This is a genomic window from Sphingomonas sp. BL-S-29, from assembly GCF_055521495.1.
The window spans coordinates 2,092,120-2,113,170 of the sequence record NZ_CM145482.1 but is presented as its reverse complement, the minus strand read 5'-3'; the positions used below and the strand labels follow the sequence as shown (position 1 = coordinate 2,113,170).

Here is a 21,051-nt window from a genome sequence, read left to right as displayed (position 1 = left end):
CATCGGTGCATGGTGCCGGGTGCTTTTGGCGTCCGCCCGTCGTCGTGCATCGACCGCTCGCCCAGGCGAACGGCACGCCCCCGCCACCGATGTTGGTCATGACGCCTTCGCGGATCGCGCTGCGGCGCCTCGCCGCTGCGGGCGACGCAAGAGTTTCCCATTGGCGTGCGATCCATGATCGCGCACCTGTCGACGTCGAAGAAGGAGAAGCAGCGTGAGCAAAGTGCCCACTACCGTCATCACCGGATTTCTGGGGGCCGGCAAGACCACGCTGATCCGCCATCTGCTGGAGAATGCGCAGGGGCGTCGCATCGCGCTCGTGATCAACGAGTTCGGCGATATCGGCGTCGATGGCGAGCTGCTCAAGGGCTGCAATGACGAGGCCTGCCCGGAAGATGACATCGTCGAGCTGGCCAATGGCTGCATCTGCTGCACCGTCGCCGACGACTTCCTGCCGACGATGCAGAAGCTGCTCGACCGGCCCAACCCGCCCGAGCACATCATCATCGAGACCAGCGGGCTCGCGCTCCCCAAGCCGCTGGTCAAGGCGTTCCAATGGCCGGACATCCGCACCCGTGCGACCGTCGACGGCGTCATCGCGCTGATCGATGCCGATGCGGTCGCGGCCGGTCGCTTCGCCACCGACGAGGCGGCACTGGCGGCGGCACGCGCGGCCGACCCCAATCTCGACCATGATTCGCCGCTGGAGGAGCTGTTCGAGGAGCAGCTCGGCTGTGCCGACATGGTCGTGCTCAACAAGACCGACCTGGTCGATGCCGAGACGCTTGCGCGGGTCGAGGCGCTGGTCGACGCGGAGACGCGGCCCGGCGTACGGATCGTGCGCGCCGATCACGGCGCGGTCGATATCGCCGCGTTGCTCGGCATCACCGCCGCAGCCGAGGACGATCTCGATTCGCGCGAGTCGCATATCGACGATGGCGAGGAGCATGATCACGACGATTTCGACAGCTTCGTCGCGACCGGCGGTGAAGTTGCCGATCTCGACGCGCTCGTCGCCCGGCTGGGCGAGGTCATCGCCAAACACGATGTACTGCGCGTCAAGGGCATGGTCGCGGTCGCGGGAAAGCCCAGCCGCCTCGTCATCCAGGCGGTCGGCCCGCGCGTCCAGCATTTCTTCGATCGCGCGTGGAAGCCCGGAGAAGCGCGCCGCACCCAGCTGGTCGTGATCGGCCAGAAGGGGCTGGACCGCGCGGGAATCGAAACCGAACTCGCGAGCGTCCTCGGCTGATGCATCTGCTGTCCGCCACGCCGGGGACGGTTTCGAACGGTGACGAGGCAATCGACCTCGACCAGTCGCCGGGTGATATCGTGTTCCTGACCGTGGCGGACAGCGAGCTGGCGTGTTTCGCGCGGGCGGCCGAGGCGCTGGGCAACGGCGCCCCGCGCATCCGACTGGCGAACCTGCTCCAGCTCAAGCATCCCTATTCGGTCGATCTCTATGTCGAGAAGGTGATCGCGAAGGCGAAGTTCGTCTGCGTCGTCCTGCTCGGCGGCAAGGCCTATTGGCCCTATGGGATCGACGAGATCGCCGCGGTTGCCCGCGCGCACGGCATCGCCTTCGCCGCGATCGCCGATGGACGCGAGGACGATCCGGCGCTCGACGCCGCCTCGACCCTGCCGCCCGAGACCTGTGCCCGGCTGCGCGACTATCTGCGCCAGGGCGGGGTCGCCAACGCAACCGGTTTCCTGCGTACCGCCGCTCGCCTGATCGGCCGAGACATCGGCACACCCGACGATCCGGTTCCGGTTGCCGATGCGGGATTGTATGTGAAGGGGGTCGATCGCCCTGCCCTGGCCGATCTGCATGCGCGCTGGACCGAAGGACGGCCTGTCGCCCTGTTTGTCTTCTACCGCGCCCTGACTATCGCCGGCACGCTCGACGCGGTCGATGCCATGGTCGCCGAACTCGAGGCGCAGGGCCTGAACGTCGCCCCGGTCCATGTCCGGGCGCTGCGCGAACCGTTCGCGGTCGACTGGCTGCGCGGGCTGATTACGGAACTGCGGCCCGACGTCATCCTCAACGCCACCTCGTTCGCCGCATCGTCGCCGGGCGAGAACAGGATCGGCGGCGTACTGGAGACCGCGGACTGCGTGATCCTCCAGACCGTGTTCGCCGGTGTCGAGCAATCGGCCTGGACCGACTCACCACGCGGCCTCGGCCCGCGCGATCTCGCGATGAACGTCGCGCTGCCCGAAATCGACGGCCGGCTGTTCAGCCGCGCGGTCGCGTTCAAGGCCGCCGAGCGGTTCGACGCGCGCACCGAATGCGGGATCATCGTGCCCAGGGTCGCACCGGACCGGGTCGCCTTCGTCGCCCGACTTGCCGCCAATTGGGCGAGGTTGCGCCGAACGCCGGCAGCGGAACGCCGGATCGCGCTGGTCCTCGCCAACTACCCCAATCGCGACGGCCGGATCGGCAACGGGGTCGGCCTCGACACACCGGCCAGCGCGGCGGCGATCTTCGCCGCGCTCGGCGGCTCCGGCTACGCGATCGGCGAAGCGCCGACCGACGGTGCGGCGCTGATGGACACGATGCTGGCGGGCGTCACCAATGCGCTCGATTCGATCGACCGGCCGGGCGAGATCGCACTGGCGATCGCCGACTATGCCCAAGCCTTCGACGCCCTGCCCCAGGCCGTGCGCAACGCGGTGAGCGAGCGCTGGGGTGCAACCGAGGCAGACCCGTTCGTGCGGGACGGTGCTTTCCGCCTCGCGGCGCACCGGTTCGGCAATATCGCGGTCGCGGTGCAGCCGGCGCGCGGCTATAATGTCGATCCAAAGGCGACCTATCACGATCCGGCATTGGTGCCGCCACACGCCTATCTCGCCTTCCATTTCTGGCTGAACCGGCATTTCGGCGCGCATGCAGTCGTCCATGTCGGCAAGCACGGCAATCTCGAATGGCTGCCGGGCAAGGCACTGGCGCTGTCCGAGACGTGCTTTCCCGAGATCTGCGCCGGCCCGGTGCCGCAACTCTACCCGTTCATCGTCAACGATCCCGGTGAGGGCACCCAGGCCAAGCGCCGGATCGGCGCAGCGATCGTCGACCACCTCACCCCGCCGCTGACCCGTGCGGAAAGCTATGGGCCGCTCAAGCAGCTCGAAGCGCTGGTCGACGAATATTATCTCGCCGCCGGCATGGACCCGCGCCGGATCGCGCATCTCAAGGGCGAGATTCTCAACCTCGCGCGCTCGCAGGGTCTCGATACCGATGCCGGCGCGGTCGGCGATGGCGACGATGCGCTCGCCGCGCTCGACAATTATCTGTGCGAGCTGAAGGAAATGCAGATCCGCGACGGGCTGCACATCTTCACCCGCTCGCCCGAAGGCCGGCTGCGCACCGACCTGCTGATCGCGCTGTCGCGCACTCCGCGCGGCTATGACAGTCCCGGCCAGGCCTCGCTGCTGCGGTCGATGGCGGACGATCTGCGGCTCGGCTTCGATCCGCTCGATTGCGTCATGGGCGATGTCTGGGACGGACCGAAACCGGCGCCGCTTGCTGAGATGTCGAATGACCTGTGGCGGACGTTCGGGGACACCGTCGAGCGCCTCGAACTGCTGGCGATCGCGCTGGTCGAGGGCATGGAAGCCCCGGGGCCCGCGTCAGCGACGGTATTGCAGGCCGTGCTCGGCGATCTCGCCGCGCGGGTCGACGCCTGTGGCGATGCCGAACAGTCCGCGCTGCTCGCCGGCCTCGATGCGCGCTTCATCGCGCCCGGCCCCTCGGGCGCTCCCACCCGGGGACGGCCCGACGTGCTGCCGACCGGGCGCAACTTCTATTCGGTCGATACGCGCTCAGTCCCGACCGCGACCGCCTGGGATCTCGGCCAGCGCTCCGCGCAATTGCTGGTCGACGACTTTCTCCAGCGCGAGGGTGCTTATCCCAGAGCCATGGCGCTCAGCGCGTGGGGCACTGCGAACATGCGCACCGGCGGCGACGACATCGCCCAGGCGCTGGCGCTGATGGGAGTGCGGCCGCGCTGGGACTGGACCTCGGGCCGGGTGATCGGGTTCGAAATGATGACGGTGACCGAGCTTCGCCGCCCGCGCGTCGATGTCACCTTCCGCGTGTCGGGCTTCTTCCGCGACGCCTTCCCGGAGCAGATCGACCTGATCGACAGCGCGGCGCGCGCGGTGATGGCGCTCGACGAAAGCGACCATGACAATCCCGCCGCCGCGCGCCACCGGGTCGAGACGGCCAGGCTGATCGATCGGGGCGTCGAGCCCAAGGCCGCAACGCTGCGTGCCGGCTTCCGCGTATTCGGGTCGAAGCCCGGCGCCTATGGCGCGGGCCTCCAGGCGATGATCGACGAACGTCTGTGGCATAGCCGCGCCGATCTCGCCGACGTCTATCTCGACTGGGGCAGCTATGCCTATGGCGCCGGGGTCGAGGGGGATGCCGAGCGCGACCTGTTCGCCGAGCGCCTTACCCAGGCCGATGCCGTCGTGCAGAACCAGGACAATCGCGAGCACGACCTGCTCGACAGCGACGATTATTATCAGTTCGAGGGCGGCATCGCCGCGGCGGTCGAGCATCTCAAGGGCAGCAAGCCGCTCAGCTATCATAACGACCATAGCCGCCCCGAGCGCCCGGTCGTGCGCACACTCGAGGACGAGATCGGCCGCGTCGTCCGCGCCCGCGTCACCAATCCCAAATGGATCGCCGGGGTGATGCGCCACGGCTATAAGGGCGCGTTCGAGATCGCCGCGAGCGTCGACTATCTGTTCGCCTTCGCGGCCACCACCCATGCAGTGCGCGACCATCATTTCGACGCGGTCCACGCCGCCTTTATCGAGGACGAGGCCGTGCGCGGCTTCATGGCCGATGCGAACCCCGCGGCGCTGCGCGAGACGGCCAGCCGCCTCGCCGAGGCGCTGTCGCGTGGGCTATGGAAGCCCAAATCGAACAGCGCGGGCGTCCTGCTCGCCGAGCTAGCTGGAGAAACGTCATGAAGCAGCGCAGCGACGAAGAACACAAGACCAAGATGGAAAAGGTCCAGGCGGCGCACGAGAAGAAGCTGGCCACCCGGACGCTCGAGAAAGGCCTGGTCATCGTCCATACCGGCCCGGGCAAGGGCAAGACCTCGGCAGCGCTCGGCATGGTCGTCCGCGCGATCGGGCACGGCATGAAGGTCGGCGTCGTCCAGTTCGTGAAGGGGGCGATGGCGACCGGCGAGAAGGCGGTGTTCGACCGCTTCCCCGAGCTGATCGAGTTCAAGCCGATGGGAGAAGGCTTCACCTGGGATACGCAGGACCGTGCCCGCGACATCGCCGTCGCACGCGAGGCATGGGAAGAAGTAAAGCGCATGATCGCAGACCCCAGCTACAAGCTGGTGCTCGCCGACGAACTCAACATCGTGCTGCGCTACGACTATCTGCCGGTCGAGGAAGTCCTCGAGGTGCTCGCCGCCAAGCCCGAAAAGACCCATGTCATCGTCACCGGGCGCAACGCCAAACAGGAACTGATCGATGTGGCCGATCTCGTCACCGAGATGACCCTGGTGAAGCATCCGTTCCGCGAGCAGGGCGTGAAGGCGCAGGCCGGGATCGAATTTTGAACGCCCACGCCGCGCCACCGCGTTTCGATGCAGCGTTTCTCGACCAGTTGGACAGCTTGATCGCCTGGCGCCGCGACGTGCGCCATTTCCGTACCGACGCCTTATCCGACGAGACCGTGCTGGCGCTGCTGGAGACCGCGCAACAGGCGCCGTCCGTGGGCAATGCGCAGCCCTGGCGCTTCGTGCGGGTACGCTCGCCGTCGCTGCGCGAGTGCCTGGCCGATCATGTCGATATCGAAGTGGCACGCGCGGGCGCGGCCTATGTGAACGGACGGGACGACGCCTATGCCGCGCTCAAGCTCCACGGCTTGCGCGAAGCGCCCGAAATCCTGGCCGTGTTCTGCGACGAGACGACGCAGGCCGGTCACGGGTTGGGCGCTGCAACGATGACGGAGACCCGCGCCTATTCGGTGGTGCTGGCGATCTACACGTTATGGCTCGCCGCCCGCGCCCGCGGGATCGGACTGGGCTGGGTGTCGATCCTCGATCCCAAATTCGTGGAACGGTTGCTCGAGGTCCCGACGGGCTGGCGATTGATCGCCCTGCTCTGTCTCGGGCACCCCGTGGAGGATTTGCCCGTTCCCGAACTGGAGCGGCGCGGCTGGCAGGGACGCCTCGATTGGCGCGGCAATGTCAGTGTGCGCTGATCTGCTCCGCCATCGCGCGCGCCGCCTGAACATAGGCGGCGCTGCCGCACACCGTCCAGGCCTGGGGGATGCTGATCCGGGGAATGCCGGCCAGCGCAGGATGGTGCAGCATCTCGGTGCCCTGGTCGGTGACCGTGTCGGTAGCGCTTTCGACGATGAGGAAGTCGGGCTGGGCTGCGACCATCTCCTCGATGCGGACCTGCGCGAGCACCGGCTTGTGGAGCCTGCCCGCGAGGTTCACCAGTCCGACGCGCTTCATCAGGTCGTCGATCAGCGTGCCGGTACCCGTCATGAAGCCGCGGCGCTGGTAATAGGCGGCGACCTTGCCGGCACCGGGACGCGGAATCTTCGCGAGTTCGGCGTCCATCTGCGCGATCATCGCCTCGCCACGCTCGGGATGCCCGACCGCTGCCGCTGTCTTGCGGATCGAGGCATAGATGTCCTCGAGCCTGTTGGCGGTCTTGAGGTCGAGCATATGGTAATGCTGCCCCTTGAGCACGCCCATCGCCGCGCTGCGCCGCGCCGGCATGCCGATCACAAGATCGGGATCGATCGCGAGCACCTGCTCCGCCGAGGTCGAGAGGATCGGAAGCCCGCGCGCCTTGGCCGCGCCCGCGGACATATTCTTGTCCGCCGCATTATGGGTGAGGCCGGCAATCTGATCGCGATCGGCCAGCGCGAGGACGAGCTGATCCGCGCAGAGGTTCAGCGAGACAATCCGCCTGGGCTTGCCCGCCGGCGCAGGGTCCGTGCCCCCGCGCGCCCAAAGCCCGGCGCCACCCAGGGCCAGCAACGGCAAGGCAAGCGCCACAAGTCTATTCCAGTACATCACCGCTTCCATAGCGGCCGCGATCCTGCCAGCAAGCGCCTCAGAGTCCCCGCATGACCAATTCCCGCTCCCTTCTCCTCGCCGGCCTGATCGGTTTGACGCTGCTGGCCGCCATCGCCTCGCTCCTGCTCGGGCCGGTCAGCCTTTCCCTCCCCAGGATGCTGGCGGCCCTTGCCGGGCACGGCGACAAGATCGCGAATGCGATCCTGTTCGACCTGCGCGTGCCGCGCACGCTGCTCGGCCTCTCGGTCGGCGCGATGCTCGGGCTCGCCGGCGCGGCGCTGCAAGGCTATTTGCGCAATCCGCTCGCCGAGCCCTCGGTGCTCGGCACCTCCAACGCCGCGGCGCTCGGCGCGGTCGCTGCGCTGTATTTCGGCCTGTCCGAGCTTCATCCAGCGATCCTGCCGCTGCTGGCGATACTGTGCGCGATGGTCTCGCTGGTCCTGCTGTTCGTCCTTGCCGGACGATCGGAAAGCCCGCTGACCCTGATCCTCGCCGGCATTGCGGTGGCGACGCTCGCGGGCGCCGGAATCAGCCTCGCGCTCAACCTCTCGGCCAATCCCTTCGCGGCGATGGAGATCATGACCTGGCTGCTCGGGAGCCTCGAGAACCGTTCATTCGAGCATGTCTGGATCGCCTTGCCCTGCATCGCGATCGGCATGGCGCTGCTGCTCTGGAACGGGCGCGCACTCGATGCGCTGACCCTGGGCGAAGATGGCGCGCAGGCGCTGGGCGTCGACCTCAAGTGCACGCGGCTGCGCCTGCTGCTGGGCACGGCGATCGGGGTCGGCGGCGCGGTGGCGGTCTCGGGCGCGATCGGATTCGTCGGGCTGATCGTCCCGCATCTCATCCGTCCGCTCACCGATCGCAGTCCCTCGGCGATCCTGCTGCCCTCGGCGATCGGCGGCGCTGCGCTGCTCACCCTCGCCGATCTCGCCGTTCGACTGATCGCGACCTCCAACGAGCTCAAGCTGGGCGTGGTCACGGCGTTCCTCGGAGTTCCCGTCTTCCTTGTCCATCTGATGCGGGAGCGGCGCCTGTGGTGAGCATTCGCCTCGAACAGGTCGAGGTGAGTCTCGGCCGCCGGAGTGTCGTGCGCGGCGTGAGCGCCGAGCTGCAGCCCGGGACACTCACCGGCATCGTCGGCCCCAATGGTGCCGGCAAGTCGACCCTTGCGCGCGCGATGCTGGCTTTGGTGCCCTATTCCGGCCGGATCCTCGTCGAAGGCACGGACGCCGCATCGATGACGCGCGTCGAGCTCGCCCGACAGCTCGCCTATCTGCCGCAAGGCCAGACCCTGCACTGGCCGCTGTCCGTCGAGCGGCTGGTCGGGCTCGGTCGCCTGCCGCATCTCGGCCCCATGTCGCGGATCGGGGCGCATGACGCCGCCGCGATCGACCGCGCGATGGAACGGGCGGACGTGCTGTATCTGCGCGAGCGGGTCGCCACCGAACTTTCCGGCGGCGAGCGCGCCCGCGTCCTGCTCGCCCGCGCGCTCGCGGTGCAGGCGCCTGCGTTGATCGCGGACGAACCGCTCGCGAGCCTCGATCCCGGCCATCAGATCGATGTGATGGAGTTGCTCCAGGGCGAGGCCCGTGCCGGCGCCCTGGTGATTGCGGTGCTGCACGATCTCACCATGGCGGCGCGCTATTGCGACCGGTTGGTGCTGATCGATGGCGGCACGCTGGTCGGGGATGGCACGCCCGCCGAGGTGCTCACCCCGGCTAATCTCCGACAAGTCTATGGTATCGACGCGCGCGTCGAGCTGGGTGGCGACTGGCCGTCAATTACGACGCTGGGGCGGAGCAGGCCATGAGCGACGCGGCCTTCTACCGCGAGCAGGGATACGCGACGGTACCGCTGTTCGATCCCGCGCTGGTCGAAGCTGCCCAGGCGGACATCGCGGAGCATATCGACCGCGTCTCGCGCGCGCTCTATTTGCCTTTCGAGCAGAGCTGTCCCGATGCTCCGCTCGACGAGCGGCTCGACCGGATCTTCGCGACCGACCAGAGCCAGGCCAATCTCCTGCGTATCGCGATCTGCACCGACGCGCATCGCGGGCCCCGGCTTCAGGCAATCGCCAATGATCCGCGCCTGCTCGCCCAGGCCGAGCGGATCAGCGAACGCTCCCTCTCCGGCTCGGTCGTTCGCGTGCGGGCGAGCATTGCGAGCTTTCCCGAGCATCGCCATGCCTGGCATTCCGATGTGGCGCGCGACGACGGCACCTCCTGTGGCAATGTCTGGACCACGGCGTGGATTCCGCTGAGCGACGCCGGACCCGACAATGGCGGACTCGAACTCATTCCCGGCCGCCGCCCGGAACCGCTTGCCCGCCTGACCGACAAGGGCTTCGAGATCCCCGACGAGGCGATCGCCGGCCTGCCCCGGCTCCAGCCCGAATGCCCGGCCGGTACCGTGTTGCTGCTCGACCGCTTCACCCCGCATCGTACCCTTCCCGCGGGCCCCGCGCGCTTCGCGCTGGTCGTCTGGATGAAAGCGGCCTGACCGCGACGTTGCACCGCAGCGATTGCCTTGGCCGTGCGCAATGCGTATGGCCCGCCTTGCGACAGGTTCCCCGGAGACGGGGATTAAAATGGGAACGGGAAGAACCCGGCTGCCCCTGCAACTGTAAGCGGCGAGCCACCGGCCACATGCCATTGGGAGCGATCCCGAGAAGGCGGCCGGACCGGCATAGACCCGCGAGCCAGGAGACCTGCCCGTCGCGGTCGTCCTTCGTGCGGACAGGGTGTTCCGGGCGGACGGGGGTAAACCCGAGCGACGACGATAACGACCGCGCGCGCGCGGCCGATGTCGCTTGCCTGGAACGGCTCGGCATCGGTCGCGCGACCCGCGGCACTGTCGAATAAGGGTTTGCATGTTGAAATTCGTTTTCCGCGTTACCGTCTCCATCGCTGCGCTCGGCGTGGCCTCCATCGCCTATGCCCAGCAAGCGCCGGCGCCCGACGCGGCCGCCGATGCGGACGCCGGCGAGGTCGTCGTCACCGCCATGCGCGTCCCGACCCCCGCGGATCAGGTCGCCGCTTCGGTGACCGTGCTCGACAAGGCCGCGATCGACCGCAGCCAGGATATCGGCGTCAGCGAGTTGCTGCTGCGCACGCCTGGGGTGAGCATCTCGCGCAACGGCGGCTATGGCACCTCGACCTCGGTGCGCATCCGCGGCGCCGAGACCGACCAGACCGTGGTGGTGATCGACGGCGTTAAGCTCAACGACCCGTCCTCGACTGGCGGCGGCTATAATTTCGCCAATCTGCTGGTCGGCGACGCCTCGCGAATCGAAGTGCTGCGCGGCCCGCAGTCGATCCTGTGGGGCAGCCAGGCGATCGGCGGCGTGGTCAATGTCGTGACCGCGAGGCCGGAGAAGGCGCTGGAGGGAAGCTTCGATATCGAGACGGGTTCGCGCGAGACGGTCAGCGCGCGTGCCGCGATCGGCGGCAAGACCGGACCCGTTACCTGGCGGCTCGGCGGCCAGACCTTCACCACGGGTGGCATCTCCGCCATCGCTCCGGCGTTCGGTGGCAAGGAAGCGGACGGTTATGCCAACCAAAACGTGTCGGCACGCGTAGAGGTCGCCGTGGCAAGCAACATCAGCCTCGACCTGCGTTCCTATTATTCGAGCGGCCGCACCGACATCGACGCAACGACCGGCGATACGCCCGAATATTCGCGCAACAAGGAATTCGTCGGCTATGCCGGCGCCAATATCGACCTGCTCGGTGGCCGGTTCCGCAACCGCTTCGGCTATGGCTACACCAACACCGATCGCGAAAACTACAATCCGAGTCGGGCGCGACCGCAGACCTTCGATGCTGCCGGCCGCAACGAGCGCCTCGAATATCAGGGCACCTTCGCGATCGCCAAGGGCTGGACCTTGCTCGCCGGTGCCGAGAATGAGCGCTCGCGTTTCCGCAGCGTGTCGCCGCCCGCATCGCTGGCCACGCCCGTGCCGGCGCCGGTAATCGGCAAGGCCGAGATCACCAGCTTCTATGCACAATTGAGCGCGCAGCCGTTCAAGGGGCTGACGCTGACCGGCGGTGTGCGCAACGATGATCACAGCCGCTTCGGCGGCAAGACGCTGTTCCAGGCCGGCGGCGTGCTCAACCTGGAGACCGGCACGACACTGCGCGCGAGCTATGGCGAAGGCTTCAAGGCGCCGACGCTCTATCAACTCTTCTCCGAGTTCGGGAACAGGACGCTCAACCCGGAACAGGCCCATGGCTGGGAGGCGAGTGTCGAGCAGCATCTGTTCGGCCGCCATGTCAGCTTCGGCGGGACCTATTTCGAGCGCAAGACCAGCGACCAGATCATCTTCAACAGCTGCACCGCCACCTCGACCCTGCCTTTGTGCTTCCAGCCCGGCTCGACGACCCGCCGCTCGGGCTATTACGAGAACGTCTCGCGCGCCGAGGCACACGGAATCGAGGCGCAGGCGGCAGCCAGCTTCGGCGCCTTCACAATCGACGGCAATTACAGCTGGACCGTGGCCGAGGACCGCTCGCCGGGCACCGCCACTTTCGGCAAATGGCTGCCGCGCCGGCCGCGCGACACCGCCAACGGCTCAGTCAGCTATCGCTTCCCGTTCGGCCTCACGACCGGCGCCGCGGTCCGCTGGTCGGGCAAGAGCTACGACAATGCCTCGAACGCGCAGGTGCTCGATCCCTACACGCTGGTCGATCTGCGCGCCGAATTCGAGGTCACGCCGCGGTTCAAGCTGTTCGCGCGCGCCGAGAATGTGTTCGACGAGCAATATATGACTACCTATCGCTACGGCACGCTCGGCCGCAGCATCTATGCCGGCATTCGGGGGAGGTTCTGATGACCAATGCGATTTCGGCCCGCAACGCCTCGACGCTCTGGATCGTGCTGCTGACCGTAGCGAGCACCGCGACCACGCTGGTGCTCGCCTGCGCAACGCCCTTTCCCGCGCTCGCGGCGCTCGCCGCGGTGCACATGCGCCAGCGCGACGGCGTCGCCCTGATGCTGCTCGCCTGGCTCGCCAGCCAGGTCGTCGGCTTCACGCTGCTCCACTATCCGCATGATCCCAGGACGCTTGCCTGGGCTGCCGCGCTCGCCACCGCCGCCGTGGCGTCGGCGCTGGGCGCTTATGTGGCACTGCGGGCGGTCGAACGCGCGCCCGTGCTCGCTCGCCTGGCGGTCGCCTATGCCGCGGCATTCCTCTCCTTCAAGGCGGCCGTGCTGGTCTGGTCCTTCATCCTCGGCGGCGTCGCCACCACCCTCAATCCGGGCATCCTGCTCAACCAGCTGCTTCGCAACGGCGCGATCCTGGCCGGGCTCTACCTGCTCTATCGGGTGCTGGTTGCGCTCGGCGTGCCCGCACCGCAGCGCGGGGCGGCTGTCGCGTGACCGTGAAGCAGGAGCGCGAGCGATGCTGACCCGTGTCGAGGACGGGCCGGCGGTCGTCGCCTGCAACACCTGCAGGCATTCGACCGAAGCGCGCGAGGATGCCGAGGGCGTGCGCGGCGGCCAGAAGCTGGTCGCGGCGCTCCGCGCGGTGAAGGAAGGCGATCCTCGTTATGCCGGTGTCGCGGTGCAGGAGATGCCGTGCCTGTTCGCATGCCAGGACTTCTGTACCGTCCATCTGCGCGCACCCAGCAAGGTCGGCTATGTGCTCGGCCGCTTCACGCCTGACGAGGTCGCGGCGCGCGCGATCCTCGACTATGCCGTCGAATATGCCGCGAGCGAGCATGGCCGTGTGCCGTTCAAGAATTGGCCACAGGGCGTGAAGGGCCATTTCATCACCCGCACCCCGCCTCCGGGATTCGTTGCCGAATGACCCCATTTCCCTCTCCTGCCGCCTTCCGCGCCGCGCTCGCCGCCCTCTCCTCGCCCGACGAGAATGCTATCGCAGCGGCTCGTGCCCGACAGGCCGAGCTGACCAAGCCCGCGGGTTCGCTCGGCCGGCTCGAAGAGCTCGCGGTCTTTGTCGCGGGCTGGCACGGCAATTCCCGCCCGCGGATCGATCGAGCGCGCGCCGCAATCTTCGCCGGCAATCACGGGGTGACGGTGCACGGGGTCAGCGCTTTTCCCCCAAGCGTCACCGCACAGATGGTCGCGAATTTCCAGACCGGTGGCGCTGCGATCAACGCGCTCTCCCAGGCCTCGGGGCTCGAACTCCAGGTAACCGGGCTCGACCTCGACACGCCGACTGCGGATTTCACGGTCGCGCCGGCAATGACCGAGGCAGAATGCCTCGCGGCGCTGAATGTCGGCGCCGTGAATGTCGCCGAAGATCTCGATCTGCTCACGGTCGGTGAGATGGGTATCGGCAACTCGACCGCCGCCGCGGCGCTCAGCGCGCGCAGCTTCGGCGGTGCCGTCGCCGACTGGGTCGGCCCGGGTACGGGGGTCGATGCCGAAGGCATCGCCCGCAAGATCCGCATTGTCGAAGCTGCCCTCGCCTTTCACGCCGACGCGCCAGGCGATGCGTTCGAGACGCTGCGCCGGGTCGGTGGGCGCGAGATCGTCGCGATCGCGGGTGCCGTGCTGCGCGCCCGCCAACTCAGCATCCCGGTGGTGCTCGACGGCTTCATCAGCAGTTCCGCGATCGCGCCGCTTGCAGCTGACAACCGGGCGATCACCGCGCATTGCATCGCCGGCCATTGCTCGGCCGAGCCCGGCCATGCCCGGTTGCTGGCGACGCTCGGGCTCGACCCGATCTTGTCGCTCGGCATGCGGCTCGGCGAAGGAAGCGGCGCAGCAGTCGCCGTCAGCGTGATCCGTGCCGCGCTCGCCGCGCACGACCAGATGGCGACCTTCGCCGAAGCCCAGGTCTCCGCCTCGCTGTGAATCCCTTCGCGCTCCATCTGCTGCGCCATGGCGCCCCGGCCCAGCCGGGCAGGCTGATGGGACGCACGGACGAAGCATCGACACCCGAGGGCATCGCCGCGTGCGTCGATCAGGCGAGTGACCTGGGCCTGGAACGTCTGGTAACCTCCGACCTTCAGCGCGCGCACTGTGCCGCCAATGCGATCGCGCGCATAAGCGGGGTTGCAGCCGCGATCGATCCGCGCTGGCGCGAGCTTGATTTCGGCGACTGGGACGGCAAGGCGGCGATCGACGTCGATGCCGCCGCACTCGGCCGCTTCTGGGAAGACCCCGACGCCAATCCCCCGCCCGGCGGCGAGCGCTGGTCGGCCCTGGTCGCGCGGGTCGGGGGAGCCCTTGGCGCGCTGGAGCCGGCCACCACTCTCGTGGTGACGCATGGCGGCGCGATCCGCGCGGCGCTGCACCTGTTGTGCGGCTTCGAACAGCGCCAGCTCTGGGCGTTCGACCTTCCGTATAACGTGCTCGTCTCGCTCCGGGTGTGGCCGGGCGAACAGCCGAGCGCTCAAATAGTGGGGGTCTACCCGTGAAGGGGCTGATCATCGCGATCCAGTTCCTGACGCGTCTGCCAACGCCGCGCCTCTCGGTCAGCAGCGAAGAGTTCGCTGCGTCGATGCGCTGGTTCCCGGCGGTCGGCCTCCTCGTCGGCGTCATCGTCGCCGGCGGTGCCCGGGCCGGCGCACGCGTCGATCCCTGGACGGGTGCGCTGCTCGGGCTCGCGCTGTGGGTCTTCGTTACCGGCGCGCTGCATCTCGACGGCCTCGGCGACGTCACCGATGCCTGCGGAGCGGCGCACAAGGACCGCGAGCGCGTCCTCGCCGTGCTCGCCGATCCGCGTCTCGGCAGCTTTGGTGCCGTGGCGATCGGCGTCCAGCTCCTCGCCAAGCTGGTGCTGTTGCACGGGCTGGTCGATCTCGGCGCCGGGCCGGCAATTGCGCTGGTGCCGTTCGCAGCGCGGATCGGCCCGCTGCTCTGGTCGCGCTGGCTGCCCGATCTTCATTCCGGCCTCGCCTCGCGCTTCCGCAATGTGGTTCGGCCGATCGACTTCGCGATCTGGGGCCTGCTCCTGCTGGTCGCAGCCTGGGCCTCCCCGAGTCTGGTAGCGACGCCGCTGCTCCTGTTCGGCTGGGGCGCCTGGATCCGCGCCAGACTCGGCGGAATTTCGGGCGACGGCCATGGCGCGGGGATCGAGATCACCGAAAGCAGCTTGCTGCTCGCCGCCCTCATCCTGGCGAAGCTCCTATGAGTATGAGCTGGACCTGGCATGGCGGCGGACTCGAAGCGGCGCGGCGGCATTTCGGCGGGAGCGACTGGCTCGACCTTTCTACGGGCATCAACCCGCGTCCCTGGCCTGTCGTGAATGCGCCTGCGATCGACTGGCAGCGCCTCCCCGAGGCCCATGCGCTCGCCGAGCTCGAAGCCGCCGCGGCGGCCAGCTTCGGCCTCGATCCGCGCCATGTCTGCGCGGTGCCGGGCACCGAGGTTGGCCTTCGCCTCGCCGGTAGCCTGATCGGCGGCCCGGCCCGCTCTCTCGGACCGACCTACCGCACGCATGGTGAGATGATCGCCGGCACGCCGATCGCGCTCGATGATCTAGATGCCCATGACGGGACGCTCATCCTGGCCAATCCCAACAACCCTGATGGCCGCGTGCTCGCGCCCGACCGCCTGGTCGAACTGTCCGACCACCGCGCGGACGCCGCATGGTTGCTGCTCGATGAAGCCTTTGCCGATGTCGATCCGGCGCTCAGCATCGCCGGTGCGATCACCGACGCACGCCGGCTCGTCATCTTCCGTTCCTTCGGCAAGTTCTTCGGCCTTGCCGGGGTGCGGCTCGGTTTCGTGCTCGGGCCTGCCGGGCTCATCGCGAAAGTCCGCAGCTCGCTGGGCGCCTGGCCGGTATCCGCCGCGGCAATCACGATCGGCACCGCCGCCTATCGCGACGCGGCGTGGATTGCCGAGACCCGTACCCAGCTGAAACAGGATGCCGCCGCGCTCGACGCGGTGCTCGCCAGGGCCGGGTACGAGACTATCGGCGCCTGTCCGCTGTTCCGCCTCATCAACGCTGCGGACGGCATGCAGCTGTTCGAGCAGCTCGCCTGCCACGCTATCCTTACCCGCCCTTTCGCCGACCAGCCGCAATGGCTGCGCATCGGCCTCCCGACGACCGACGACGCACTGGCGCGGCTGGAAGTGGCGCTCGGCCGTGGCTGAACCGGTGACGCTCGCTGCGCTGGCACTGGATGCGGCGATTGGGTGGCCGGGCGCACTCTATGCCCGTATCGGCCACCCGGTCGGCTTCTTCGCCTGGCTGATCCAGGCCTGCGAGAGACGCTGGAACCGGGATGAACGCAGCTTCGAGATCCGACGCCTGCTTGGCATTGCGACCGTCCTGCTCCTGATCGTCCCGATTGGCGGAGCGTCCTGGATCGCTCAGCACCTGCTGCTGAGCCATCTCGGCGCCTGGGGCTGGCTTGCGGTGGCCCTGCTCGCCTGGCCCGCTTTGGCCCAACGCAGCCTGTTCGACCATGTCCGTCCGGTCGCCGCAGCGCTTTCCGCAGGCGACATGCCCCGCGCCCGCCAGGCCGTCGGCAGGATCGTCGGCCGCGACACTGCTGCGCTGGACGAGACCGGCGTGTCCCGCGCCGCGATCGAAAGCCTCGCCGAGAGCTTCTGCGACGGGGTTACCGCGCCCTTTTTCTGGCTGCTGCTGTTCGGCCTGCCCGGCGTCTGGGTCTACAAGGCGATCAACACCGCCGACTCGATGATCGGGCACCGCGAGGAACGCTGGCGCGCGTTCGGCTGGGCGGCGGCACGCACCGACGATCTGCTCAACCTGATCCCCGCCCGTCTCTCGGGCGTGCTGCTCTGCATCGCCGGTGCCGGCGGCTGGCGGACGCTGTGGCGCGATTCCGCTCAGCACGCCTCGCCCAATGCCGGTTGGCCCGAAGCGGCGATGGCCGGCGCGCTGGGGCTGCGCCTCGCAGGCCCGATCGCCTATGACGGCGTGATGCACGACAAGCCCTGGATCGGCGACGGACGCGTTGACGCGAACACGCGCGACATCACCCGGGCGCTCGCAATCTATGGGCGGGCGTGCCTCCTTCTCTGGCTGATCGCGGGAGGCGTCGCATGGGCGCTCTGATGCTCCAGGGCACCGGCTCGGACGTCGGCAAGTCAGTGCTGGTCGCGGGCCTCTGCCGCGCCTTCGCCAATCGCGGGCTCAGCGTCCGTCCGTTCAAGCCCCAGAACATGTCGAACAATGCGGCGGTGACGGCCGACGGCGGCGAGATTGGCCGCGCGCAGGCACTGCAGGCGATCGCCTGCCGGGTCGAGCCGCACACCGACATGAATCCGGTGCTGCTCAAGCCCCAGGCCGACCGCACCTCGCAGCTCATCGTCCACGGCCAGGTTCGTGGGGTCCTGCGCGCCGGCAACTTCCGGGAAGCGCGCGGGCGATTGCTCGGCGAAGTGCTGGCGAGCTACCGGCGCCTCAGCGAAGCATGCGACGTCATTGTCGTGGAAGGCGCCGGCTCTCCTGCCGAGATCAACCTGCGCGCCGGCGATATCGCCAATATGGGCTTCGCCCGCGCCGCCAAGGTGCCGGTGGTGCTGGTCGGCGATATCGACCGCGGCGGCGTGATCGCCTCGATCGTCGGCACTCGCGCGGTCATCGATCCGGAGGATGCCGCGATGATCCGCGGTTTCCTGATCAACAAGTTCCGCGGCGACCCTGCCCTGTTCGAAGACGGCTATCGCGAGATCGAGAAACGCTCGGGCTGGCGCGGGTTCGGGATCGTGCCCTGGATTGCCGCCACCGCACGGCTGCCGAGCGAGGATGCGGTGGTCCTGGAACGCGCCGCCGCTCGCATCGCGGGACGCAGGATCGTGGCCTGCCCGATCTTGCCGCGCATCTCCAATTTCGACGATCTGGATCCGCTCAAGCTCGAGCCCGGCATCGAACTGGTCATGGTCCCGCCGGGCAAGCCGATCCCGGCCGAGGCTGCGCTGGTGATCCTGCCCGGCTCCAAGGCGACGATCGCCGACCTTGCCTTTCTGCGCGCCCAGGGCTGGGACATCGACATATTCGGGCATCATCGCCGCGGCGGCATGATCCTGGGGCTCTGCGGTGGCTACCAGATGCTTGGACGCAGCGTCGCCGATCCGCTCGGCATCGAAGGACCCGCCTCCAGCGTGGAGGGGCTCGGCATGCTCGACGTCGCCACCAGCCTCTCCCCCGCCAAGGTGCTGCGCCATGTCCGCGGCGAGGCGCTCGGCGCACCCGTCGAAGGATATGAGATGCATATGGGGCTGACCGAGGGCCCCGATGCCGCTCGATCCTTCGCCCGTCTCGACGACGGCGCGCCCGACGGTGCGATCAGCCGGGACGGCAGCGTGATCGGCACCTATCTGCACGGGCTGCTGGCCACGGCGGAGCTGCGCCATGCCCTGCTCGCGCAGCTGAACGTGGCTGGCGCGGGCATCGACTATGCCGGCGATGTCGATGCGGCGCTGGACGAGATCGCCGCCGAACTCGAACGCCATATCGATATCGACGCGCTGCTGCGTCTCGCCGTCACGCCGGAGCCTTTACCGCAATGACCTCGACCAGCCTCTTCGTCCTTGGCGGCGCTCGCTCCGGCAAGAGCCGCTATGCGCAGCAGCGCGCGGAGGCGATCGACGGGCGGCACGTCTATATTGCCACGGCCGAAGCCTGGGACGACGAGATGCGCGACCGCATCGCCCGCCATCGTGCCGACCGGGACGCGCGCTGGGAGACGGTGGACGCACCGCGCGAACTGGCTGCGGCGATCGATGCGCAGTCGGGCCCGGGAAGCGTTGTCCTGGTCGACTGCCTCACCCTCTGGCTGACGAACATCATGCTGGCGGATGAGGGAATCGACGCTGCGACGGGCACGCTTTGCGCCTCGATCATCAGGTTCGACGGGCATCTCATCCTTGTCTCGAACGAGGTCGGGCTCGGCATCGTGCCCGATAATGCGCTGGCCCGCCGGTTCCGCGACGCGGCCGGGCGCGTGAACCAGGCGGTCGCGGCCGCCGCTCAGGAAGTCGTGTTCATCGCAGCCGGCCTCCCAATGCCGCTGAAGCGACCGTAGAATCGCGCCGCCACTTGCTTGAACGTCAGGCTTGGGAGACCGCCGCATCTCATCACGCAGCACGATGCAGGTCGCAGGCGACATTATTGTTGCTGGCGCGTTGCTGCACTCTGTGCAGGTGTCACTGTGTCGAAGGAGCGTCGATGAACTCGATTACCGATGGAAGGCTGGACACACTCGAACGCAGCCGCGCGCTCAAGATGGCACGATCCACTCACGCCTTTGTGCGCGGGAACACTGTCAAATTCTACGAATGGCTAGCCCAGTCGCGCGCGGCACGCCGGCTTCCCAAGGGGCCCGCGATCTGGATCTGCGGCGACTGCCATCTCGGCAATCTGGGTCCGGTCGCCGATGCGGACGGGGGCGTCGCGGTCCAGGTCCGCGATCTCGACCAAAGCGTCATCGGCAATCCGGCGCACGACCTCATCCGACTCGGCCTGAGCCTGGCGACTGCGGCGCGGGGGTCGGACCTGCCAGGCGTCACCACGGCGCGGATGATCGAGGAAATGGTGGAAGGCTATACGCATGCCATGGCAGAAGGCGATGCAGACTTGGCGCCAGAGCCGAATATCATCCGGGCCGTGCGGCGCCGAGCGCTTGGGCGCCGCTGGCGCCATCTCGCCGACGAACGGCTAAGCGACGTCGAGCCTCGCCTGCCGCTCGGTCGAAAATTCTGGGCGCTGGAAGACGAGGAGCGCGCGGCGCTTGACACCCTGTTCCGGGAGCCGTCGGTCATCGCCATGATCCTGTCGCTCAACCGGCGCGAGGACGGGCACCATGTGCGCCTGGTCGACGCCGCCTATTGGAAGAAGGGCTGCAGTTCGCTTGGCAATCTACGCTTCGCCGCGCTGGTCGCGATCGGCGGCTCGAAAAAAGCCCCCACGGAATATGCCCTGATCGACCTCAAGGAGGCAGTCGCCGCAGCGGCGCCTGCCGCCAGAGATGCCGACATGCCGCGCGATCATGCGGTGCGCGTGGTGACGGGGGCCGCAGCCCTGGCACCCAATCTGGGCGAGCGCATGCTGGCGACGAGATTGCTCGGCACGCCGATGGTGTTGCGCGAACTCCTTCCGCAGGACCTGAAGCTGGAGATCGAACAATTCTCCAGCAGCGAAGCGACGCGGGCCGCGCGCTATCTCGCCTATGTCGTCGGGGTCGCGCATGCGCGCCAAATGGACAGGTCAGCGCGGGCGCACTGGGCCGATGCCATCGGCCGGCGCCAGAGTGGCAGCATCGACGCGCCGACCTGGTTGTGGGACAGCGTCGTCGATCTCACGGCGAGCCATGAGGCAGGTTATCTCGAGCATTGCCGCCGTTATGCGCTTGCCCAGGCGGCCTGAGCACCGGGTCCGAGCCGGGCGCGTGCGCCGATGAAGGTCTTTCTCGACTTCGAGGCGTCGTCGCTCGGCAGGAAGAGCGTGCCGATCGAAGTGGCGTGGGTATTCGAGGATAGCCGATCTGCCGATTACCTGATCCGACCCGCCCCCGGATGGGACGACTGGGATCAGAGCGCCGAGGCGATCCACCGGATCGATCGCGCGGCCCTGATCCGTTGCGGCTGGGCTCACGACATCGTTGCCGCGACGATGATCGACCAGCTGACCGGTCACGATCTTTTTGCCAGCGCGCCCTCCTGGGATGGCAAATGGCTGAGCGTTCTGCTCCGCGCGGCCGGCTATCCACGGCACAGCTTGCGGCTTCGCGACACCGACGACGCGATCCGCGAAACGGCTGCCGCGATCCTCGAAGGCCTCGGGCCGCCGGAGCAACGGGCCTCAACCTTGGACACCCTAGTCCAATCCATGGCTGTTCTCCCGCCTCATACGGCGCGCGCCCACCGCGCGCTCCCCGACGCCAAGGAAGAGCATCAGCGTTGGCTCGCGGCGCGGGACGCCGCGCGGGATTTGGCCATGGCGTGGCCAGATGGCCGCATGTGATCCGCGCGCTGGCAGAGGAGTAATCAATCCTCTGAAGCCGTCACGCTGTGGAGGCGGTGTTCCCGATCCAGACCGCCCCAC

At 68.1% G+C, this 21,051-nt stretch carries 20 protein-coding genes and 1 riboswitch; of the genes, 19 read left to right on the top strand and 1 reads right to left on the bottom strand.

Translation table 11 applies throughout. From position 1 onward, the window contains the following. Positions 1 to 214 precede the first annotated feature (214 nt). The 4 genes from cobW to bluB are packed head-to-tail and all read left to right on the top strand — an operon-like array spanning position 215 to position 6,226. Positions 215 to 1,249: a cobalamin biosynthesis protein CobW gene (cobW, locus tag ACZ1I2_RS10110; protein ID WP_465174211.1), complete on the top strand. Its 1,035-nt coding sequence runs from the start codon at positions 215 to 217 to the stop codon at positions 1,247 to 1,249. Continuing rightward, the gene (cobN, locus tag ACZ1I2_RS10105; RefSeq protein ID WP_465174212.1) at positions 1,249 to 4,974 is read left to right on the top strand and encodes a cobaltochelatase subunit CobN; all 3,726 of its coding nucleotides are present in this window, start codon (positions 1,249 to 1,251) and stop codon (positions 4,972 to 4,974) included. The genes cobW and cobN overlap by 1 nt, the downstream gene beginning before the upstream one ends. Beyond that, the gene (cobO, locus tag ACZ1I2_RS10100) at positions 4,971 to 5,579 is read left to right on the top strand and encodes a cob(I)yrinic acid a,c-diamide adenosyltransferase (protein WP_465174213.1); all 609 of its coding nucleotides are present in this window, start codon (positions 4,971 to 4,973) and stop codon (positions 5,577 to 5,579) included. Before cobN ends, cobO begins: the two co-directional genes overlap by 4 nt. Continuing rightward, the gene (bluB, locus tag ACZ1I2_RS10095) at positions 5,576 to 6,226 is read left to right on the top strand and encodes a 5,6-dimethylbenzimidazole synthase (RefSeq protein ID WP_465169825.1); all 651 of its coding nucleotides are present in this window, start codon (positions 5,576 to 5,578) and stop codon (positions 6,224 to 6,226) included. Before cobO ends, bluB begins: the two co-directional genes overlap by 4 nt. Here bluB and ACZ1I2_RS10090 read toward each other — a convergent pair. Continuing rightward, on the bottom strand, positions 6,213 to 7,055 hold the full coding sequence (locus ACZ1I2_RS10090; protein ID WP_465174214.1) for an ABC transporter substrate-binding protein: 843 nt from the start codon (positions 7,053 to 7,055) through the stop codon (positions 6,213 to 6,215). The genes bluB and ACZ1I2_RS10090 overlap by 14 nt on opposite strands. Before the next feature lie 53 nt (positions 7,056 to 7,108). On the opposite strand from ACZ1I2_RS10090, the gene ACZ1I2_RS10085 reads away from it, so the two are divergent. The 15 genes from ACZ1I2_RS10085 (at position 7,109) to ACZ1I2_RS10015 (ending at position 20,970) form a co-directional block, all read left to right on the top strand. Beyond that, positions 7,109 to 8,101 (top strand): FecCD family ABC transporter permease, encoded by a 993-nt coding sequence (locus tag ACZ1I2_RS10085; RefSeq protein ID WP_465174215.1) that lies wholly within the window; start codon positions 7,109 to 7,111, stop codon positions 8,099 to 8,101. Beyond that, a complete protein-coding gene (locus ACZ1I2_RS10080) occupies positions 8,095 to 8,871 on the top strand; it encodes an ABC transporter ATP-binding protein (protein ID WP_465174216.1) in 777 nt (258 codons plus the stop codon). The genes ACZ1I2_RS10085 and ACZ1I2_RS10080 overlap by 7 nt, the downstream gene beginning before the upstream one ends. Beyond that, complete coding sequence (locus ACZ1I2_RS10075) at positions 8,868 to 9,560, top strand: phytanoyl-CoA dioxygenase family protein (protein ID WP_465169829.1); 693 nt, start codon at positions 8,868 to 8,870, stop codon at positions 9,558 to 9,560. Before ACZ1I2_RS10080 ends, ACZ1I2_RS10075 begins: the two co-directional genes overlap by 4 nt. A gap of 46 nt (positions 9,561 to 9,606) precedes the next feature. Beyond that, positions 9,607 to 9,790, top strand: a riboswitch (cobalamin riboswitch). 140 nt (positions 9,791 to 9,930) lie between these two features. Further along, positions 9,931 to 11,889, top strand: coding sequence for a TonB-dependent receptor plug domain-containing protein (locus ACZ1I2_RS10070; RefSeq protein WP_465174217.1), 1,959 nt, complete (start codon positions 9,931 to 9,933; stop codon positions 11,887 to 11,889). Further along, positions 11,889 to 12,437 carry a hypothetical protein gene (locus tag ACZ1I2_RS10065; protein WP_465174218.1) on the top strand — a complete coding sequence of 183 codons (549 nt, stop codon included), beginning with the start codon at positions 11,889 to 11,891 and terminating at the stop codon, positions 12,435 to 12,437. Before ACZ1I2_RS10070 ends, ACZ1I2_RS10065 begins: the two co-directional genes overlap by 1 nt. Positions 12,438 to 12,459: 22 nt before the next feature. After that, a complete protein-coding gene (locus ACZ1I2_RS10060) occupies positions 12,460 to 12,867 on the top strand; it encodes a DUF1636 domain-containing protein (protein WP_465174219.1) in 408 nt (135 codons plus the stop codon). Next, on the top strand, positions 12,864 to 13,880 hold the full coding sequence (cobT, locus tag ACZ1I2_RS10055) for a nicotinate-nucleotide--dimethylbenzimidazole phosphoribosyltransferase (protein ID WP_465174220.1): 1,017 nt from the start codon (positions 12,864 to 12,866) through the stop codon (positions 13,878 to 13,880). The genes ACZ1I2_RS10060 and cobT overlap by 4 nt, the downstream gene beginning before the upstream one ends. After that, positions 13,877 to 14,446: a histidine phosphatase family protein gene (locus tag ACZ1I2_RS10050; RefSeq protein ID WP_465174221.1), complete on the top strand. Its 570-nt coding sequence runs from the start codon at positions 13,877 to 13,879 to the stop codon at positions 14,444 to 14,446. Before cobT ends, ACZ1I2_RS10050 begins: the two co-directional genes overlap by 4 nt. Continuing rightward, positions 14,443 to 15,162, top strand: coding sequence for an adenosylcobinamide-GDP ribazoletransferase (locus ACZ1I2_RS10045; protein ID WP_465174222.1), 720 nt, complete (start codon positions 14,443 to 14,445; stop codon positions 15,160 to 15,162). The genes ACZ1I2_RS10050 and ACZ1I2_RS10045 overlap by 4 nt, the downstream gene beginning before the upstream one ends. After that, complete coding sequence (locus tag ACZ1I2_RS10040; RefSeq protein WP_465174223.1) at positions 15,159 to 16,130, top strand: aminotransferase class I/II-fold pyridoxal phosphate-dependent enzyme; 972 nt, start codon at positions 15,159 to 15,161, stop codon at positions 16,128 to 16,130. Before ACZ1I2_RS10045 ends, ACZ1I2_RS10040 begins: the two co-directional genes overlap by 4 nt. Further along, positions 16,123 to 17,061, top strand: coding sequence for an adenosylcobinamide-phosphate synthase CbiB (gene cbiB, locus ACZ1I2_RS10035; protein WP_465174224.1), 939 nt, complete (start codon positions 16,123 to 16,125; stop codon positions 17,059 to 17,061). Before ACZ1I2_RS10040 ends, cbiB begins: the two co-directional genes overlap by 8 nt. Then, on the top strand, positions 17,049 to 18,518 hold the full coding sequence (locus tag ACZ1I2_RS10030; protein WP_465174226.1) for a cobyric acid synthase: 1,470 nt from the start codon (positions 17,049 to 17,051) through the stop codon (positions 18,516 to 18,518). Before cbiB ends, ACZ1I2_RS10030 begins: the two co-directional genes overlap by 13 nt. Further along, a complete protein-coding gene (cobU, locus tag ACZ1I2_RS10025) occupies positions 18,515 to 19,033 on the top strand; it encodes a bifunctional adenosylcobinamide kinase/adenosylcobinamide-phosphate guanylyltransferase (RefSeq protein ID WP_465174227.1) in 519 nt (172 codons plus the stop codon). The genes ACZ1I2_RS10030 and cobU overlap by 4 nt, the downstream gene beginning before the upstream one ends. A 143-nt stretch (positions 19,034 to 19,176) precedes the next feature. After that, the gene (locus ACZ1I2_RS10020) at positions 19,177 to 20,373 is read left to right on the top strand and encodes a DUF2252 family protein (RefSeq protein WP_465169840.1); all 1,197 of its coding nucleotides are present in this window, start codon (positions 19,177 to 19,179) and stop codon (positions 20,371 to 20,373) included. 30 nt (positions 20,374 to 20,403) lie between these two features. Then, complete coding sequence (locus ACZ1I2_RS10015) at positions 20,404 to 20,970, top strand: transcriptional regulator (protein WP_465174228.1); 567 nt, start codon at positions 20,404 to 20,406, stop codon at positions 20,968 to 20,970. Positions 20,971 to 21,051 lie beyond the last annotated feature (81 nt).

What these genes read in the sequence shown, in the direction of transcription:
- ACZ1I2_RS10085 (WP_465174215.1), top strand. Translation starts at nt 7,109, where the DNA reads ATGACCAATTCCCGCTCCCTTCTCCTCGCCGGCCTGATCGGTTTGACG.
- cobO (WP_465174213.1), top strand. Translation starts at nt 4,971, where the DNA reads ATGAAGCAGCGCAGCGACGAAGAACACAAGACCAAGATGGAAAAGGTC.
- cobU (WP_465174227.1), top strand. Translation starts at nt 18,515, where the DNA reads ATGACCTCGACCAGCCTCTTCGTCCTTGGCGGCGCTCGCTCCGGCAAG.
- ACZ1I2_RS10060 (WP_465174219.1), top strand. Translation starts at nt 12,460, where the DNA reads ATGCTGACCCGTGTCGAGGACGGGCCGGCGGTCGTCGCCTGCAACACC.
- ACZ1I2_RS10030 (WP_465174226.1), top strand. Translation starts at nt 17,049, where the DNA reads ATGGGCGCTCTGATGCTCCAGGGCACCGGCTCGGACGTCGGCAAGTCA.
- cobT (WP_465174220.1), top strand. Translation starts at nt 12,864, where the DNA reads ATGACCCCATTTCCCTCTCCTGCCGCCTTCCGCGCCGCGCTCGCCGCC.
- ACZ1I2_RS10090 (WP_465174214.1), bottom strand. Translation starts at nt 7,055, where the DNA reads ATGTACTGGAATAGACTTGTGGCGCTTGCCTTGCCGTTGCTGGCCCTG.
- ACZ1I2_RS10065 (WP_465174218.1), top strand. Translation starts at nt 11,889, where the DNA reads ATGACCAATGCGATTTCGGCCCGCAACGCCTCGACGCTCTGGATCGTG.
- ACZ1I2_RS10075 (WP_465169829.1), top strand. Translation starts at nt 8,868, where the DNA reads ATGAGCGACGCGGCCTTCTACCGCGAGCAGGGATACGCGACGGTACCG.
- cobN (WP_465174212.1), top strand. Translation starts at nt 1,249, where the DNA reads ATGCATCTGCTGTCCGCCACGCCGGGGACGGTTTCGAACGGTGACGAG.
- ACZ1I2_RS10020 (WP_465169840.1), top strand. Translation starts at nt 19,177, where the DNA reads ATGAACTCGATTACCGATGGAAGGCTGGACACACTCGAACGCAGCCGC.
- ACZ1I2_RS10015 (WP_465174228.1), top strand. Translation starts at nt 20,404, where the DNA reads ATGAAGGTCTTTCTCGACTTCGAGGCGTCGTCGCTCGGCAGGAAGAGC.
- ACZ1I2_RS10040 (WP_465174223.1), top strand. Translation starts at nt 15,159, where the DNA reads ATGAGTATGAGCTGGACCTGGCATGGCGGCGGACTCGAAGCGGCGCGG.
- ACZ1I2_RS10070 (WP_465174217.1), top strand. Translation starts at nt 9,931, where the DNA reads ATGTTGAAATTCGTTTTCCGCGTTACCGTCTCCATCGCTGCGCTCGGC.